The 19,407-nt window shown below is 70.1% G+C and carries 7 protein-coding genes; 4 read left to right on the plus strand and 3 right to left on the minus strand.

Annotated features, from left to right (window positions below; translation table 11 throughout):
• Nucleotides 1-154 precede the first annotated feature (154 nt).
• Nucleotides 155-3,391, plus strand: coding sequence for a S8 family serine peptidase (locus J2S43_RS09335; protein ID WP_306828403.1), 3,237 nt, complete (start codon nt 155-157; stop codon nt 3,389-3,391).
• A gap of 173 nt (nt 3,392-3,564) precedes the next feature.
• Nucleotides 3,565-4,221: a ThuA domain-containing protein gene (locus tag J2S43_RS09340; RefSeq protein ID WP_306828404.1), complete on the plus strand. Its 657-nt coding sequence runs from the start codon at nt 3,565-3,567 to the stop codon at nt 4,219-4,221.
• Here J2S43_RS09340 and J2S43_RS09345 read toward each other — a convergent pair.
• Complete coding sequence (locus tag J2S43_RS09345; RefSeq protein ID WP_306828405.1) at nt 4,205-5,023, minus strand: helix-turn-helix domain-containing protein; 819 nt, start codon at nt 5,021-5,023, stop codon at nt 4,205-4,207. The two genes, J2S43_RS09340 and J2S43_RS09345, sit on opposite strands and share 17 nt — an antisense overlap.
• Before the next feature lie 159 nt (nt 5,024-5,182).
• On the opposite strand from J2S43_RS09345, the gene J2S43_RS09350 reads away from it, so the two are divergent.
• Nucleotides 5,183-8,068, plus strand: a complete 2,886-nt coding sequence (locus J2S43_RS09350; protein ID WP_306828406.1) for a CARDB domain-containing protein — start codon at nt 5,183-5,185, stop codon at nt 8,066-8,068.
• Nucleotides 8,069-8,112: 44 nt separating this feature from the next.
• On the opposite strand, the gene J2S43_RS09355 is transcribed toward J2S43_RS09350, so the two are convergent.
• Both J2S43_RS09355 and J2S43_RS09360 read right to left on the minus strand, forming a co-directional pair.
• On the minus strand, nt 8,113-8,274 hold the full coding sequence (locus tag J2S43_RS09355; protein ID WP_306828407.1) for a hypothetical protein: 162 nt from the start codon (nt 8,272-8,274) through the stop codon (nt 8,113-8,115).
• Between the two features lie 384 nt (nt 8,275-8,658).
• Nucleotides 8,659-12,189, minus strand: coding sequence for a laminin G domain-containing protein (locus J2S43_RS09360; RefSeq protein WP_306828408.1), 3,531 nt, complete (start codon nt 12,187-12,189; stop codon nt 8,659-8,661).
• A 305-nt stretch (nt 12,190-12,494) separates the two neighbouring features.
• Here J2S43_RS09360 and J2S43_RS09365 point away from each other — a divergent pair, with 305 nt between their 5' ends.
• Nucleotides 12,495-19,391 (plus strand): RHS repeat-associated core domain-containing protein, encoded by a 6,897-nt coding sequence (locus J2S43_RS09365; protein WP_306828409.1) that lies wholly within the window; start codon nt 12,495-12,497, stop codon nt 19,389-19,391.
• The last annotated feature ends 16 nt before the right edge of the window (nt 19,392-19,407 follow it).

A 19,407-nucleotide genomic window follows, 5' to 3' on the forward strand; every position in this document is an offset into this window, starting at 1 on the left:
CAACAAGCCGGTAACCGCCCGGAAAGCAAATCTGAATCGGTGTTGAAATCCACTTCGGAAAACGATGGCGATCGCATTGACATATGGATCTTCGAGCCACTAGAAGATTCATGTCGTGCTCTGTACCCCAGGGCCCCGTTCACGGAGGATCTTCGTGAGTCACCTCTCCAGCAGGGGTCGGCGGAGTCTCGCCACACTCCTGGCGTCCGGCCTCGCGGCCGGCGCCGTCATGCTCCCGGGCGCCGCCCCGGCGAGCGCGGACCCGACAGAAGCCGAGGTCCCCAAGTCCTCGCCGGCCGAGGCGCTCGGCGCCGAGGACGCGAAGCTGCTCGCCGAGGCCGAGGCCAGCGGCAAGCCCACGGTGACCGTCATGGTCGCCACCGACACCGGCGAGGCCGGCGCGGTCGCCGGAGAGCTGGAGGCGCTCGGCGCCACCGTCTCGCGCAGCGTCGACAAGCTCGGATACGTCCTCGCGAAGGTGCCCACCGGGGCCGTCGTGCGCGCGGCGCAGCTGCCGCGCGTCGCCGCGCTCGACCTGGACCGCACGCTCAGGCTGCCGGACCCGGCCGAGGGCCTGTCCACCGGTGCCGCCGCGAAGGCCGCCGCGGGCCCCGGCGCCACCACGCCGGCGAAGAACCCCTACCTGCCGACCGTGGACACCGGGTCGGTGGACTTCAAGAAGAAGAATCCGGCGTACGACGGCCGGGGCATCACGATCGGCGTCATGGACTCCGGCGTCGACCTGGACCACCCGGCGCTGCAGACCACGTCGACCGGCGAGCGCAAGATCGTCGACTGGTTCACCGCGACCGACCCGCTGGAGGACGCGACCTGGCGGCGGATGACGTTCGCGGCCGCGGGCCCGTCGTTCACGGTCAACGGCGCCGCGTTCACCGCGCCGGCCGGGTCGTACTTCTTCAACTTCTTCTACGAGTCGACCACCGCGGCCAGCGAGCCGGGCGGCGACGTCAACCGCGACGGCGACACCACGGACGCGTTCGGTGTGCTCTACGACCCGGCCACGCATGACATCCGGATCGACACCGACCTCGACCGCAGCTTCACCGACGAGACCGTGATGCGGCCGTACAAGGAGAAGTTCCAGGTCGGCCACTTCGGTACGGACAACCCGGCCACCGCGATCGCCGAGCACATGCCGTTCGTCGTGGAGTACCGCGAGGATGTGCAGGGCGCGGACTACGTGAGCATCGGCATCGTGGAGAGCGCGCACGGCACGCACGTGGCCGGCATCGCCGCGGGCAGCAACCTGTTCGGCAACGAGGCCTTCGACGGCCAGGCGCCGGGCGCGAAGATAGTCTCCGGCCGTGCCTGCAGCTGGGGCGGCGGTTGCACCTACGCCGCGCTCACCGACGGCATGGTCGACATGGTGGTCAACCGGCACGTCGACGTGATCAACATGTCGATCGGCGGCCTCTCCGGCCTGAACGACGGCCGGAACGCGTGGACCATGCTCTACAACCGGCTGATCAACGACTACGGCGTGCAGATGTTCATCTCCGCGGGCAACTCCGGCCCGGGCCTGAACACGCTCGGCGACCCGTCGACCGCGGCCGACGTGGTCTCGGTCGGCTCCAGCATCAGCAAGGAGACCTGGCTCGCCAACTACGGCTCGGTCGTCGGCACGGCGTACGGGATGCACCCGTACTCCTCGCGCGGCCCACGTGAGGACGGCGGCTTCAAGCCGAACATCGTCGCGCCGGGCTCCGCGATCTCCTCGGTGCCGACCTGGCAGCCGGGCCAGCCGGGCGCGCAGGCCGGTTACGCGCTGCCGCCGGGCTATGCCATGTTCAACGGCACGTCGATGGCGTCCCCGCAGGCCGCCGGTGCCGCCGCGCTGCTGCTCTCCGCGGCCCGCGCGAACGATCGCGGTCTCACGCCCGCGCAGCTGCGCCGCGGCATCTACACCTCGGCGAAGTTCATCAAGGACGTCACCGTGTACGAGCAGGGCTACGGCCTGTTCGACGTGGAAGCGGCCTGGAAGCTGCTGAAGACCGACCTGGAGACGCGGACCTACACGTCCACCGCGCCGGTCTGCACGCCGCTGTCCGACCTGATCGGCATCGACGACGAGCCGACGCCGGACCAGGGCCCGGGCATCTACAACCGGTGCGCCGCCTCCGAGGGCGGGCACAAGCCGGGGCAGGCCAAGACGTACCAGATCAAGATCACTCGGACGTCGGGCCCGGCCCGCGCGGTCACGCACCGGCTCAGCTGGGTCGGCAACGACGGCACGTTCAACGCGCCGACGTCCGTCTCCGTGCCGCTGAACCGGACGATCACGGTGTCGGTCACGGCCAAGCCGTCGGCCGGTGCGCACGCGGCGCTGCTGAAGATCGACGACCCGGGCACGCCGGTCATCGACTACGAGGTGATGGCCACGGTCGTCGCGGCCAACGAGCTGCCGAAGCCGGCGTACTCGTACAGGGCCGCCGGCAAGGTCGACCGCAACGACACCCAGTCGTACTTCGTGAACGTGCCGGCCGGTGCCGGTGCGCTGCAGGTCAACCTGTCCGGTCTCGCGGCCGGCTCGCAGACCCGGTTCATCGCGATCGACCCGAACGGCATCCCGCGGGACTCCACCTCGTCGGTCGACTGCTACACCAACTACGAGCCGGTCTCGCCGTGCAAGGGCATCGAGCGCGACTACCGGAACCCGGCGCCGGGCATCTGGGAGATCGAGGTCGAGTCGCGGCGGACGTCGCCGATGCTGTCCAACCCGTACACGATCACGGCCGCGGTGCAGGGCGTCACGCTGACCCCGGCGCTCACCGAGCTCGCCTCGGTCGAGGCCGGCGTCGGCACGCCGCTCACCTGGACCGCGAAGAACACGTTCGGGCCGATCCGGGCGACCGGGCAGGGCGGCGCGCTGGGCAGCGTCCTGGAGAGCCGGCCGACCATCGCGGACGGCGAGGTGCTGGAGTACACGATCACCGTCCCGGCCGGCACCACCCGGCTGGACGTGGCGATCGGCGACACCAGCGACCCGATCGCGGACCTGGACCTGTTCCTCTACCGGGGCGACTCCACCACGTTCATCGCCCGCAGCGCGGACGGTGACTCGGAGGAGTCGGTCTCGCTGGTGAACCCGGCGGCCGGCACCTACCGGGTGGAGATCGACGGGTACGCGGTCCCGGCCGGCACCACGTCGTTCGACTACCGCGACGCGTACTACTCGCCGGCGCTCGGCTCCATCGCGGTGCCGCAGGCGTACACGTCGCTCGCCAACGGCGCCACGCTGACGGTGAACGGCACGATCACGGCGGCCACCGTGCCGCCGGCCGGCCGCTCGCTCACCGGTGAGCTCCAGGTGGTCACGGATCAGGGCGCCGTCGTCGGCACCGCGATCGTGACCGTCGCGTCCGTGCAGTAGCAACTCCCGCCGATGGCCGGGCCCGTCACGGATCATCCCCGTGGCGGGCCCGGCCGTCCTGTGCTGACCGCACCGGGCGAGCCGGTCACGTTCGGCGACGGGTGCACCGCGGGTGACCCGGTGTGCAACCGCCGGATCGTCGTCCGGCCGGACCGCCCACTAGGCTCGGCCGGGTGCGAATCCTGGTGTACAGCCGGACGACGGGCTTCCGGCACGACTCGATCCCGGCCGGGGTGGCGGCGCTGACCGCCCTCGGCCGGGATCACGGTTTCGAGGTCGTGGCGACCGAGGACCCCGCGGTGCTGACCCCCGCGGACCTGTCCGGGTTCGCCGCCGTCACGTTCCTCAGCACGAGCGGCACCGTCTCCGACGACCCGGCCGCGCACGATGCCCTCGAGGGCTACGTGCGCGGCGGCGGTGGTTTCGCCGGCATCCACGCGGCGTCGACCACCGAGTACGACTGGCCGTTCTTCGGCACGCTGGTCGGTGCCCGGTTCGACACCCACCCCGAGGTGCAGCCGGCCCGCATCCTGGTCGAGGACCGCGCCCACGCGTCCACCGCCCACCTCCCGGAGACCTGGGCGCGCACCGACGAGTGGTACGACTTCCGCACCAATCCCCGCGGCTCCGTCCGCGTCCTGCTGCGCGCCGACGAGACGTCCTACACCGGCGGGAAGATGGGTGCCGACCACCCGCTGGCCTGGTGCCACGACACGCTCGGCGGGCGGTCCTTCTACACCGCGCTCGGCCACACCGACGCCTCCTTCGCCGAGCCCGCCATGCTGGCCCACCTGCTCGGCGGCCTCCGTTACGTCAGCGGGTCGCGCTGACGGAGGCGAGCAGGCGGAGCGCGTCGGCGGACGGGGTGCCCGGGTCGGCGTGGTAGACGACGAGTTCCTGGCCGGGCGCGGAGCGGACGTCGAACGTGTGCATGCGCAGCGTCGTCTCGCCGACCGAGGGGTGGTGGAACGACTTGACCTCCATGGACTTGCCGCGCGCGCGGTGATCGGCCCATAGCGCACGGAACTCGGCGCTGTGCTCCGTCAGCGTGGTGAGGACGGTGCGGATGCGCGGGTGGTGCGGGGCCGCACCGAAGGCGAGGCGGAAGCCGGCGACGGAGCCGGCGGCGATCGTGGGCCAGTCGCGGTAGAGCGTGCGCGCGGCCGGGTCGAGGAAGACGGTCAGCATCAGGTTGCGGGAGAACGAGAACCCGCAGAACAGCGCCTCGGCCAGCGGGTTCGCGGCGAGCACGTCGTAGGCGCGGCCGTACAGCAGCGCGGGGTTGTCCGGCCAGGCGTCCATCAGCGTGAGCAGCGACGGATCCGCGTGTTCCGGGCCGGTGTCGACGAGGCCGCGCGGGGCCAGGCCGGCCAGCCGGAACAGGTGCATGCGCGCGTCCTCGCCGAGCAGCAGCGCGCCGCTGAGCGCGTCGAGCATCTGGGCGGACGGCGTGCGTTCGCGGCCCTGCTCGAGGCGCACGTAGTAGTCGACGCTGACGCCGGCCAGCATCGCGACCTCCTCGCGGCGCAGCCCGGCCACCCGCCGTGCACCCGTGCTGCGGATGCCGGCGTCGGCGGGCGAGACCTGGTCCCGGCTGCGCCGCAGGAAGTCGCCGAGCGGTGAGGAAGCCATGCGCCCACTCTAGGCCCGATCGCGCGGTGCGAACCATGGGTGCGTCGCACCCACCGTTGACGAAACGATGACATATCTGAAACATTGAATGCCCCGCGCCGCAAGAAGTCGGCAGGAGGCCGAAATTTCTGCTGCGTTAATCGAAAAAGCAGGACGCCCATGAAGCTGACGCATGTCCTCCTCGCGGCGGTCACGGTCGCCGCGGCCATCCTCACACCCACACCCGCGCAGGCAGCCGCCGCCGATCTCGCACCCGGGAAGCCGGTCGAGGCGTCGTCGGCCGTCTTCTCGTTCGTCGCGCCGAACGCCAACGACGGCAACATCGGCAGCTACTGGGAGTCGAACGGCTTCCCGGCCACGCTGACCGTGAAGCTCGGCGCGGACGCCGACGTCACCGCCGTCGTGATCAAGCTGAATCCCGACCCGATCTGGGCCGCGCGCACGCAGAACCTGCAGATCAACGCGCGGGCCGCGGCCGCCACCGGCTTCACCTCGCTGAAGTCCCGCGCCGACTACCGGTTCGACCCGGCCGCGGGCCAGAACACGGTCACGATCCCGGTGACCGGCCGCGCGTCCGACGTGCAGCTGCAGTTCTTCTCGAACACCGGCGCGCCCGGCGGGCAGATCGGGGAGCTGCAGGTCATCGGCGACTGGGCGCCGAACCCGGACCTGGTCGTCACGGGTGCGACGTGGACGCCGGCCGCACCGGCCGAGGGCACGCCGATCGCGCTCTCCGCCACCGTACGCAACCAGGGCACCGCGACCGCCGCCGCGAACCGGGTCGACTTCCAGATCAACGGCGCGGTCGTCGGCAGCGCCACGGTCGGCGCGCTCGCGGCCGGCGCGTCCGCCACGGTCACCGCGACCGTGCCGGCGCAGCCGATGGGCAGCCACACCGTCACGGTCGCGGCCGACGCCGGTCGCACAATCGTCGAGCGGGACGAGGCGAACAACGCGTTCACCGCACCGGCCCGGCTGGTGGTCGGCCAGGCGCCCGGCCCGGACCTGCAGGTCACCGGCGTGACCACGAACCCGGCGAACCCGCCGGCCGGCGCGGCCGTGTCGTTCTCGGTCGCGGTGCACAACCGGGGGACCAGCGCGGCGGCCGCGTCCACCACCCGCGTCACGGTCGGCGGCGCCACGCTGACCGGCGCCACGCCGTCGATCGCGGCCGGTGCGACCGCGACCGTGGCGATCACCGGCACCTGGACCGCGGTCGACGGCGGCGCGACCGTGACCGCCACCGCGGACGCGACCGGCGTGATCGCGGAGACGAACGAGAACAACAACGCGCTGACCAGGTCGATCGTGGTCGGTCGCGGTGCCGCGCTGCCGTACGCGGAGTACGAGGCCGAGGCCGCCCGCCACAACGGCACGCTGATCGAGGCGGACCCGCTGCGCACGTTCGGGCACACCAACTTCGGCTCCGAGTCGTCCGGACGCAAATCCGTGCGGCTGACCGGCACCGGCCAGTTCGTCGAGTTCACCTCCACGATCCCGGCGAACTCGATCGTGGTCCGCAACTCCGTCCCGGACGCGCCGAACGGCGGCGGGCAGGACCACACCATCAGCCTGTACGTCAACGACCAGTTCACCCGCAAGCTGACGCTGTCGTCCCGGAACAGCTGGCTCTACGGCACCACGGACGACACCGAGAGCCTGTCGAACACGCCGTCCGCGGACGCCCGCCGGCTCTTCGACGAGACGAGCGCGCTGCTCGGCACCTCGTATCCGGCCGGCACCCGCTTCAAGCTGCAACGCGACGCGGGTGACAGCGCGGCGTACCACGTCATCGATCTGATCGACCTGGAGCAGGTCGCGCCGGCCGCGTCCCAGCCGGCCGGGTGCACGTCGATCACCGCCTACGGCGCGGTGCCGAACGACGGCGGGGACGACACCGCGGCGATCCAGCGCGCGGTCACCGACGACGAGAACGGCGTCATCTCCTGCGTCTGGATCCCGGCCGGCCGCTGGCGCCAGGAACAGAAGATCCTCTCCCCGGACCCGAACCGCGGCCAGTACAACCAGCGCGGCCTGCGCAACGTGGTGATCCGCGGCGCCGGCATGTGGCACACCGTGCTCTACTCCGACACCCAGCCGCAGCACGCGACCGGCGGCATCAACCACCCGCACGAGGGCAACGTCGGCTTCGAGATCGACGACAACACGCAGATCTCCGACCTGGCCGTCTTCGGCAACACGCAGAACCGGGCGAACCGCGGGCACGGGCTCAACGGCCGGTTCGGGCGGGACACCCGGATCAGCAACGTGTGGATCGAGCACGTCAACGTGGGCGCCTGGGTCGGCCGCGACTACTCGGACACGCCCGCGTACTGGAACCCCGCGAACAACCTGCAGTTCGAGAACATGCGGATCCGGAACACGTTCGCGGACGGCATCAACTTCAGCAACGGCACGAAGAACTCGCGCGTGTTCAACTCGTCGTTCCGGACCACGGGTGACGACTCGCTGGCGGTCTGGGCCAACCCCTACGTCCGGGACCAGGCGGTCGACATCGCGTCCGGCAACCGGTTCCTCAACAACACGGTGCAGCTGCCGTGGCGGGCGAACGGGATCGCGATCTACGGCGGATCGGACAACAGCATCGAGAGCAACCTGGTGTACGACACCGCGAACTACCCGGGGATCATGCTGGCCACCGACCACAGCCCGCTGCCGTTCGGCGGGACCACGCTGATCGCGAACAACGGGCTGCACCGTACCGGCGGGGCGTTCTGGAACGAGGATCAGGAGTTCGGCGCGATCACGCTCTTCCCGCAGGGGCGCGACATCACCGGCGTGGTCATCCGGGACACCGAGATCGTGGACTCCACCTACGACGGGATCCAGTTCAAGACCGGCGGCGGCAACATGCCGAACGTGGCGATCACGAACGTGCGCATCGACCGGTCGAACAACGGCGCCGGCATCCTCGCGATGAGCGGCGCGCGCGGCAACGCGGTGCTGACGAACGTGACCATCACGAACTCGGCGGACGGCGACATCGTCATCCAGCCGGGCTCGCAGTTCACCATCACGCGCTGAGCGTGGCGCGGCCCCCGGCTCAGGCCGGGGGCCGCGTCGTCCCGCTAGTCGTCGTCATCGCCGCCGTCGTCATCGTCACCGTCGTCGTCCTGCTCCCCGCCGGGGCAGCCGGTCAGCCCCAGCAGCGTGACCGCGGCACCCGCGGCCAGCAGCGTGGTCCGGCCGAAGAGCGCGCGCCGGCCCAACTTCTCCTCAGAGTCGCCCATGCCCGCATTCTCGCAGAGTCCGGGCGGTTCCGCGGGTCACCGCCCGCGGGCGACCCGATCGGGTCGCCCGGGTCTCCCGGCCGGTGCGTCCGGACGCCACCGCCACCATCGGGACGGCCGTCGCTGAAATCAAGCTGAACGGCGCCCACGTGGCGGGTACGACCCGGTCCCGACCAGCGCGAGCACGACGAGGGCCGAGGACCACGCGGTAGACGATGAAGACCGAGTAGCGGCACAGCTTCGAGGATGTTCACGGGCGATCACGCTATGGGCGGCACGTACCCCGGCGGATGCGACTTTCGTGAGGGAACGCCTGCGCCGAAAGACGGAACCGGCCCCCGGCCGCCCGGGCGGGCGATCGGAGGCCGGATCATCGAACGGTCGTCAGCTCTGCGCGTCGAAGAACGCCTTCACCGCGCTGTCGGTCGCCGCGCCCTGGTAGACGTGCACGTCGTCGATCGCGCCGCGCCACTGGTCGACCCACGCACCGGTGGTGGCACCGGCGACGGCGGAGTACCGGCCGGCGCCGAGCGTGAGCGGACCGGCGGCGGGCCACTGGCCGCTCCACGGGCCGTCGTCGATGAAGTCGCCGTTGAGGTACAGGCGGACGGTCTTGGTGGGCACGTCGAACACCGCGGTGACGTGGGTCCAGACCGCGCCGAGGTCCTCCTCCTCGACCAGGTGCGTGGTCGCGGACACGCCACCGCTGCGCCCGGTCACCGCGTCCGCGTCCTGCGTCGAGATCGCCCAGCGGCGCTGGGTGACACCGTCGACCGTGTACGTGCGGATGCCGATGTACCCGACCGCCTGGACGTTACCGGCGAGCGAGATGGCGGTGTGCGTGCCGTACGGCAGCTTGTCCGGCCGCAGCCACGCGGAGACCGTGAACGACTGGTCGGTCCGGGCGACCGGGCTGTGCACCCAGGTCTCCGGCGCACCGGCCGCCGCGGTGTTCCACTGCGCGTGCGCCCGCTCGGCCGTGCCCGTGCCGTACCGCGGATCGGCCGGGTCGTCGACGAAGTGCACGTCGTTGACCTCCAGCGCGTTGCTGCCGTCCCGGCCCGCTACCAGACCCGCGCCGGTGGTCATCGACAGGCGGCGGTTGAACGCGGTCGCGTCCGGGGCCTGGCAGGAACGGTCGGCGGACTGGTAGTCGCCCTCCTGGTAGCACCAGCCGGCACCCTCGAAGTCCCAGTCGGCGACCTGGAGCGGCGTGAGCAGGCCGGCCTCGGCCACGCCACCGGACTCCGGGTCGTCCGCGAGCACGCCGGTGAAGTCCCCCTTGACCAGCACCCGGTCGAAGAACTGCACGTCGGCGACGCTGCCGCGCAGCTGGTCCGCGACGGTGCCGGTGTTGCGGGCCCGGCCGACCAGCAGCGCGCCCGGCGTGGTCACCGGGTTCAGGAACGTGGCGCTGTTCTCGACCCCGTCGACCCATACGCGGATCTTGCCGTCGACCGCGTCGTAGGCGCCCGCGACGTGCGTCCACCGGCCCACGACCGGCACGGTCGTGGAGCACGCGCGCGCATTGTCGCCGATGTCGAGCCGCAGGTTCATGGTCATGCACCACTTCGGCCCGAAGTCCTCCCGAAGCTGGAGCCGGAACGGGCTCCACTGACCGGCTCCGGCCTCCTTCGTCACGATGGCCTGGTATCCGTTGAGGTCGCTCAGCTTCACCCAGGCGGCCACCGAGAACGACTTGGTGACGTCCGGGGTCAGCCCGGTCGCCATCGCCTGCGCCGCCGGGTCGTTGAACGTGAGCGTGCGGCCGTTGACCAGCCGGCCGTTGTCCGTCCAGGTGGTGTTCGCCGTGGTCAGCGGCGTGTCACCGGAGAGTGCGGCCTGCTGGTCGGCGAGCGCGGCGGACTCGTTGATGCCCGGGTAGGTCTCCAGCCCGAACCGGGCGACCGCGGGACGCTTGCGGTCGACGATGAAGTCCTCGCTCTTGCCGAGCACGCCGTCGTTCTGCGTGGCGTCGACCGCGTACGCGTACAGGTTGATCAGGCCGTACTTCGGCGCGGTCAGCTTGATCGTGGCGGTCTTCAGCCCGCCCGACGTGGTCGCGGCGGCCTCCACGACCGCGGTCTGCGCCCAGCCGTACCGGAACTTCGTCACGTCGCTCTCGGTGCTGGTGATCGTGTAGACCGCCGGCGTGCCCGGACCGGTCGGCGCGGTGATCATCGTGATCGTCGGCTGCGCGGGCCGCGTGATGTCCGGGTAGAACTCGCACCACGACGACCACGGCCCGGTGATGTTGTACGGCGCCGGGTCGGTCGACCGGGCCCGGAACGCGTACTTCTTCCCCTCGGCGAGCCGGACCGTCGAGGACTGCGCGACACCGCCGACGGACGCGTTCGTCCGGCCCGGCGCGGGCTGCGTGGTGTACGCCCCGGACGCGCTGACCTCGGCCCACTCCCACTCGACCGACTGGGCGTGCCCGTCCGCGTCCTGCGGGACGGCCTGGAACGTGCCGGTCAGCGTGCCGACCGCGCCGCAGCCGGAGCCGTTACCGGCGGGCCGCAGGCTGGTCGGCTGCGAGGGCGGCGTGTCGTAGTCGACGATCAGCTTCGCGTCGTTCATCGAGAAGCGCTTCCACCGCGCCTGCGCGTGCTCCAGCGTGCCGTTCGCCGCCTGACCGGTGAAGCCGATCGTGATGTCACCGGAGCCGCCGGTCGCGATGGCCTGGATGCGGCTGGTGACCGCGCTGCCCTGGAAGTTGTTCCACGGGTCCGGCTGGATCGTGCCGCAGCCGCCGGCCTCGTTCGCGTGCGAGGAGACGGTCGCCATCCACCCCTTCAGACCGGTCGCCCACGCGGTACGCGGCGCGCCGGTCAGCCCGCCGGCCCAGTACATGCTGGTCGGCTCGTCCGAGCAGGACCAGGAGTGCTCCAGCTTCATCTGCACGTACGCGGACTGGATGTGCTTGCCCTTGATGGCGCTCGTCGGGAAGACGAAGAACGACCGGTGGGTCACGCCGGTGGACGGGTTCAGGCCCACCCACACGTTGTGCACGTTGTTGTTCGAGTTGTTGCTCGTCGCGTACGCCCACCGGGACTTGCCGGTGCTCCACGCCGGGTCGATGTAGAGCGGGAACCGCTCCTTCGGCGCGTCCAGCAGGCTCGCGTCCGGCACCAGCTTCAGGTCACCGGCCGCGGTGACCTCCGCGGCCATCTCCCGCACCGTCGCGGCCTCGCCCGGCTGGGCATGCGTCGAGCCGGCCGGCTTGTTCGTCGCGGCCGCGCGCGCGTTCGTGGCGACGGCCGGTGCCGCGGAGTCCCACATGATCGGCTTGTCCGCCGCCGCGATCTCCACGTCCCCGGCGATCGCGCGCAGTCCACCGTCCGGATCCTCGACCAGCCGCGCGTCGCCGCCGACCGCGAAGCCCACCTGGCGCACCCGCGCGTCGTCCGCGGCCGCCGGCGTCTTGACCACCAGCACGTGCGTGAACCCGGTCGGCGTGGCCCGCAGCACCAGGTCCACACCGGACAGCACCTCGGCGTAGACGGCCGAGTCCCCGCTCACGGCCGGCTTCGGCAGCGCGCCGGTCCAGGACAGCTCCAGGCGCTTGCCGTCCGCGACCGCGGTCACGGCCGGCCCCGTACCGCCGGGGGAGAAGCGCACGTCGGCCACGGACGCGGCCGGCTGCAGCGTGCCGTCGGCCGCGGGCCGCAGCGTGAGGTCCCGGTCCGACCAGGAGCCGTCGTCGTCGCGGACCCGCTGCGGCACCGCGGCCGACTCCATCACCAGCGTGCCGGACGGCTCCGCGAACACCTGCGCGTACGCGGTGCGCTCCGACGTCACCTCGACACGCCTCCCGGACTCCGCCGCCGAGGCGAGCGCGGTCGCCTCCTCGGAGCGGGGATAGGCCGGCGGGGCCGGCGCGGCGGACGCCGGTGAGCCCGTCCACAGTGGCAACAGGCTGGCCGTGACCAGCAGAACAACGGATGATGCCGTACCGCGGCGCGATATGTGACGCGCGCGCGGCCAGGACGGTGATGTCACCGAGTCTCCCGTGATTGACATGTGATGGCCGCGCCGCACTCTAGAGATCCAAGCCGACCACGTAAAGCGATCTGCTCACATCTCGTGCTCAGCATTTACACAGAAGGTTGTCAGGCCCTAGAGTTCCGGCCGACCACATTGATCATCGATGGCTGGTCCCCTGCTGCGCGGAGCACGGCCGTTCGCGTGCGTCGATGCTCGAACACGGAGGACACAAAGTGGACAGGCGGCATCCGTTCATCCCCGCCCGGCTGGCGAGCCGCCCGGCCCGCCTCCTCGCGGTGGCACTGGCCGCCGCAGTGTGCGGCCCGCTGCTGGCGGTCCCGCCGGCCGGCGCCACGCCCGCATCCCCGCAGCACCTGACCGGTCAGCAGGTCGAGATCAGCCGTACCGGTGCGGAGGTCGCGCCCGGCACGGCGCCCGCGCTCACCGGCCCCGCGGCAGACCTGCCCGACCCGGTCTGGCCGGGCGCCGGTGCGGTCACCGCGACCGTGCCCGCGACCGGCGCGAGCACGGTGTCCGCGGCCGGCCTGCCGGTCTCGGTCGCCCGCGCGGACAGCGATCTCCCGGCCAGCGTCGCCGTCGAGGTGCTCGACCGGGCCTCGGTGCCGGAGACGCTGCGCGACGGCGTCGTGCTGCGGGTCGGCGGCACGCGGAGCACGGCCGCCGGCGAGGCCACGGTCGCGGTCGACTACTCCTCGTTCAAGTACGCGTACGGCGGCGACTGGGCCTCCCGGCTGCGCCTGTGGACGCTGCCGGAGTGCGCGCTGACCACGCCCGAACGGGCCGGCTGCTCCGCCGTGCCGCTCGACTCCGACAACGACCCGGCAACCGGCACCGTGACCGCGCGCGCCGAGGTCCAGCCGGTCGGCGCCGCCCAGGCCGCGAACAGCCGGGCCGAGCTCGCCGGGAACGTCTCGACCGCGCGCACGACCGGCACGCTGCTGATGGTTGCCGCGGCGGCCGCCGGTTCGTCCGGGGACTTCGGTGCGACATCCCTTGCCGCGACATCGACATGGAGCGCCGGTGGAAACTCGGGCGGCTTCTCCTGGTCGTACGCAATGGGCGCGCCGCCGGCGCACGCGGGCCCGGCACCGAAGCTGCAGGTCGGCTACTCGTCCTCCAGTGTCGATGGACGGACGTCCGCGTCGAACAACCAGCCGTCGTGGCTCGGTGAGGGCTTCGACCTGGAGACCGGCTTCATTGAGCGGCAGTACATCGGCTGCAACGCCGACACCGAGAACGGCGCGAACAACCCGGAGTCGCTGCGTACCGGCGACCAGTGCTGGCGGTCGGACAACGCCACGATCAGCTTCCAGGGCAGCTCGACCGAGCTGATCTACCAGGAGGGAAAGGGCTGGCACGGCCGCTCCGAGGCCGGCTGGATCATCAAGCGTTTGAACAACGGCACCAACGGCGACAACAACGGCGAGTACTGGGAGCTGACGGCGACCGACGGCACGCGGTACTACTTCGGGTACAACAACCCGCCCGGTCAGAGCACCGCCACCAACTCGGTCTACACGGTCCCGGTCTACGGCAACCACGACGGCGAGGAGTGCCACCAGGCCACGTTCGCCGCGTCGAGCTGCGACCAGGCCTGGCGCTGGAACCTCGACTACATCGTCGATCCGCGCGGCAACACCTCCTCCTACTGGTACGAGCAGGAGAAGAACCAGTACGCCACCCGCGCCACCTCCACCGAGAACGTCGACTACGTCCGCGGCGGCACGCTGTCCCGCATCGACTACGGCACCTGGGATCGCGGTGCCGCAGACCGGTCGGTCAAGCCGGTCGCGCAGGTTCTCTTCGCCACGGCCGACCGGTGCCTGTCCGATTGCGGCACGCACAACGGCGAGCGCTGGCCGGACGTCCCGTGGGACAGCGAATGCAAACTCGATGCGGACTCGTGCGGTACGAACTACTCACCGACGTTCTGGTCCACCAAGCGGTTGGCGTCCATCACGACGCAGGTCTGGGACACGACGGTCTCTCCGGCGAAGTACCAGCCGGTCACGTCGTGGACGTTCGCGCACTCGTTCCCGAACCCGCACGACGGCACCAACGCGGGCCTGTGGCTGGACTCGATCGTGAAAACCGGCCTTGTCGGCGAGCCGATCACGATGCCGCCGATCACGTTCACGCCGACCCCGATGCCCAACCGGGTGCTGACCGACGTCAACCAGACGAACTCGTGGCAGCGCCTCAAGCGCCTCACCACGGAGACCGGCGCGTTCACCGACATCGAGTACACGCTGCCGGAGTGCAAGACCGGCAACCTCCCGGCGACGCCGCAGTCGAACACCAAGCTCTGTTACCCGGTCATCGGCCCGGACCCGCTGAACCCGGACGGCCCGGACATCACCGAGTGGTGGCACAAGTACCTGGTCACCAAGGTCATCGAGAACGACACCCCGCTCGCCGACTACCGGTCGCCGTCCATGGTGACCAGCTACACGTACGTGGGCACACCGTACTGGGCCTACGCGGACGACAACGGCTTCACCAAGCCCAAGCGCAGAACCTGGAGCCAGTTCCGGGGGTACGAGACGGTCGACACCCGGGTCGGCAGCGGCGCGGCGACGACGCTCAGCCGCACGACGTACCTCCGGGGTGTCGAGGGCAAGGTCGTGAAGGCCAGTCTCGGCGAGGACGTGACCGACCAGAAGGCGTTCGCCGGGATGGTGCGGGAGTCCGTCACCTACAACGGCACCGAGGCCAAGCCGCTGTCCAAGACGGTCAACGTGCCGTGGCAGTCGGAGCCGACAGCATCCCGGACCATCAACAACGACACCGTGCACGCGCGATACACCGGCACCCGGGTCGTCCACACCGGCGAGGCGGTCGGCACGAACTGGCGGGTCGGGCGGGTCGAGTCGACCATCGAAGGCACGTACGGATCGATCACCCAGGTGCAGGACGACGGCGACACGTCGGTCACCGGTGACGAGACCTGCACGGTGAACACGTACAACCGCAACACCGTCAAGCACATCGTGGCGCTGCCGAAGCAGATCACGAAGACGGCATTGGCCTGCGGTAAGACCCCGGCGTCCGCGGACGACATCGTCTCGGACACACGTACCTACTACGACGGTGCGAGCAGCGCGGACACGGTGCCCGCCTACGGCACCGTCACGAAGACCGAGGTGCTCGCCGGGTGGACCGCCGCAGGCGGTACCCAGTGGCAGACCAGCGGGACCATCGGCACGCTGGACGCGTTCGGCCGGGCGCTCAGTGTCACCGACTCGCGCGGTAACGCGATCACGACCGTGTTCACCCCGGCCTCCGGTGGCCCGACCACCGCCGAGAAGAGCACGAACGTGCTCGGCTGGTCGACGACCACGGAGAAGAGCCCGTACTGGGGCGTCACGACCAAGTCCACGGACGCCAACGGACGGGTTGCGACGATCAAGTACGACGCGCTCGGCCGGGTGTCGAAGGTGTGGGAGGTCGGCTGGGCCGAGGCGGACGCGGACAAGAAGGACAAGCCGTCCACTCGGTACACCTACAGCTTCGCGTCGGGCCGCAACGCGTATCCGCACACGAAGACGGAGACGCTGAACGCCCGCGGCAACTACCTGGCCTCGTACGAGATTCTCGACGGGTTCCTGCGCGCCCGGCAGATCCAGACGACCACCACGACCGGTCCCGACCGGGTGGTCGCGGACACGAACTATGACGAGTGGGGCCGCGTTTCGACGGTCTACGGCTCGCACGCGGAGCTCGGTGCGCCGTCCGGCGTGCTGTGGGGCGAGCCGCAGTGGTCGGTGCCGGCGGTCACCCGCACCGTCTACGACCTCGCCGGCCGCGGCACGGACACGATCTTCCTTGCCGGCGAGGGAGAGACGAACCAGGTCGAGAAGTGGCGCAGCACCATCGTCTACGGCGGCGACCGCAAAATCGTGACGCCGCCGCGCGGTGACGTCCCGACGACCTCGATCAACGACTTCCGCGGCCGTGTGATCGAGGTCCGGCAGCACACCACGGACGCCGGCGTCTCCGGTGACTACCAGGCCACGAAGTACGCGTACGACCGCAAGGGCCACCTGACGAAGGTCACCGACCCGGCCGGCAACGAGTGGACGTACGGCTACGACATCAAGGGCCGGCAGATCAGCGCCGACGACCCGGACCGGGGGCCGAGTACCACCGAGTTCGACGTGCACGACCAGGTGATCAGGACGACCGACGCACGCGGCGAGGTGCTCGCGTACTCGTACGACACCCTCGGCCGGAAGACGGGCCTGTACGACGACTCGACCAGCGGAAACAAGCGCGCGGAGTGGGTCTACGACCGGCTCGCCAGCACCGGCGCGCCGCAGGTTCGCGGCATGCTGACCCAGTCGATCCGGTACGACAACGGCAACGCCTACCGGACGCAGGTTTCCAACTTCACCACGCGCTACCAGCCGGCCGGCGTCGCCTACGTCATCCCCGCCTCCGAAGGGGCGCTGGCGGGGTCGTACTCCTTCGGCTACAGCTACGCGGGCGCGGACGGGTCGCCGACCGCGGTGACGTATCCGGCGGCGGGCAGCCTCAGCACGGAGCAGGTCACCACGGTGTACGACGCCGTGAACGGCCTGCCGGCCGGCTTGACGACGAATATCGAGCTGACCGGCGGCAGCTACGTCACGCTGCAGGAGTACACGGCGCTCGGCGAGCCGACACTGACCCGGCGGAAGACCGCGAGCGGTGTCTACGTCGAGAGCACCAACTCGTACTACGAGGACGGCACCCGCCGCTTCCAGGGCTCCAAGATCCTGACCGAGACCGGCACCGGCACGGTCTCGGACAGCACCTACGTCTGGGATCCGGCCGGCAACATCGCGTCCATCGCCGACAAGGGCGACACCCAGTGCTTCGGGTACGACAAGCTGCGCCGCCTCACCTCGGCCTGGACCCCGAAGACCGGCGTCGCCTGCGGCACCGCGCCGAGCACGGCGAATCTGGGCGGCCCGGCGCCGTACTGGACGGACTGGACGTTCGACGCGATCGGCAACCGCAAGACCGAGACGAACCACACAGCCACCGGCGACGCGACGACCACCTACACGATCCCGCCGTCCGGCGCGGACTCCGTCCGACCGCACGCGGTGACCGGCAGCAGTACCGTCACCTCCGGCGTCGCGGCACCGACCACCCGTTCCTACGGCTACGACCAGGCCGGTAACACGACGAGCCGGCCGGGCGTGGCCGGGACCCAGACCGTCACGTGGGACGCGGAGAACCGCGCCTACACCACGATCGAGGGCAACACGACCACGTCGTACGTCTACGACTCGGACGGCACCCGCCTGATCCGGCGGGACGGCATCGGGCGGACGCTCTACCTGCCCGGCATGGAGGTCCGCCTCAACCCGGACAACACCAAGGCCGCCACCCGCTACTACTCGTTCGGCGGGCAGCCGGTGGCATCCCGGACCACGGACGACATCAGCGGGCTGACCTGGTTGTTCAGCGATCACCAGGGCACCCAGAGCATCTCGATCGCGGCCGGCACGCAGGCCGTGACGGTCCGCCGCCAGAACCCTTACGGCGGCACCCGCGGCGCGGCCGTGGCCTGGCCCAACAGCAAGGGCTTCGTCGGCGGCGACATCGACCCGACCGGCCTGACCCACATCGGCGCCCGCGAGTACGACACTGCGCTCGGCCGCTTCATCTCGGTCGACCCCATCATGGACCTGACGGACCCGCAACAGTGGAACGGGTACGCCTACGCCCACAACAACCCGATCTCCTTCAGCGACCCCACTGGCCTGCGCGACTGCGACTACGCCGACTGCGGCAGCGGCGGCGAGAGCAAGGGCGACCGCGACGGCGACGGCGCCACCGACGGCGCCGCCCTCGGCCACGGCAAGCCCGGCGGCGGCCGCCTCGTCAACAACGGCGCCCGCTACACCCCGGTCGGCACCAACGCGAGGGACCGCACCCCCACGGTCGTCGAGTGGATCGAGTCCTGGAACTGCGAGATGTGGAACCCCGGAATCTACAACCGGTGCCACATCTCCGTCCGCGAGCCCGAGGAGATCATCGAAGCCGCCGCTTCTTGGTTCTGTGAATATCGGAACGAGTGCGAGATCCATGACCAGATCCGCCACGAATACTTCCTTGAGGGTGCCGAGATTCTGAGCTGGATCCCGGTCGCGGGCATTCCATTCAGCTATGCTCTCGCGAAGGATGCGTTCAAGAAGGGCGAATACTTCGGCGCCGGCATCGAGATAGTCGGCATGATCCCGGTCGGGAAAGCGGCCAAGGCTCTTAAGGTAGTCGACTGGCTTCGCGGTATCGGAAAAGGAACCGAGGCTGCCGACGATGCCGCGGACGTTGCAGGGGCATCCTGTAGAGCTTTCAACAGCTTCTCCGCTGATACCTCGGTTCTGATGGCCGACGGCTCTACCAAGCCGATCTCTGAAATTCGTGTAGGAGATCTGGTTCACGCGGAGGATCCGCTGACCGGGGAGGTGGGGGCTCACCGGGTTACCGGGGTCTGGGCGCACGAGGATGACCTCGTTGATCTCCGCCTCACCGAGGGAACGGTCACGACGACCACGGACCACCCCTTCTGGAGCGAGAGCGATCGAGGCTGGCGGCTCGCCGCCGAACTTCCACAGGGCGATCGCCTGCGAGTCGCCGGCGGCGGCACGGCAGAGGTCGTCGGAACCGCTGGTACGCTCCGGCGCACGGCCACGGCCTATAACCTGACCGTCGATCACCTGCATACCTACTTCGTGCTTGTTGGCACGAAGCCAGTTCTCGTTCACAACTGCGGTGACCAGCATGTCGCGCTCGGACTCGAGGATGAAGTGAAGGGCTTCGCCGACGACGTCGGTGCGGAACACTTCATGCGCGATACAGATTGGAAGGCTTCTGTTTGGACCGCTGCTAATCTTCTGAAGTATGATTATCCCGGTGTTCGGGTGTCCTTTACGTTGGACGGAATGCATGGTGTTGAAAATGGCGTGGAGGCTGCTGTGGGGCAATCGCTGTCCAGGAATGCTCGGCAGATCGGCGGTGCTACTGACTTGGAGCTTGCGTTCTTCAACGATGCCGGAACTCTTGGAAAGGTTGACTTCTATATCGGCGGTGTCAAGCAGGAGAACCCTTTCAAATAGGCTAGGAGGTGTTCTG

This window comes from Catenuloplanes nepalensis (assembly GCF_030811575.1).
GTDB lineage: Bacteria > Actinomycetota > Actinomycetes > Mycobacteriales > Micromonosporaceae > Catenuloplanes > Catenuloplanes nepalensis.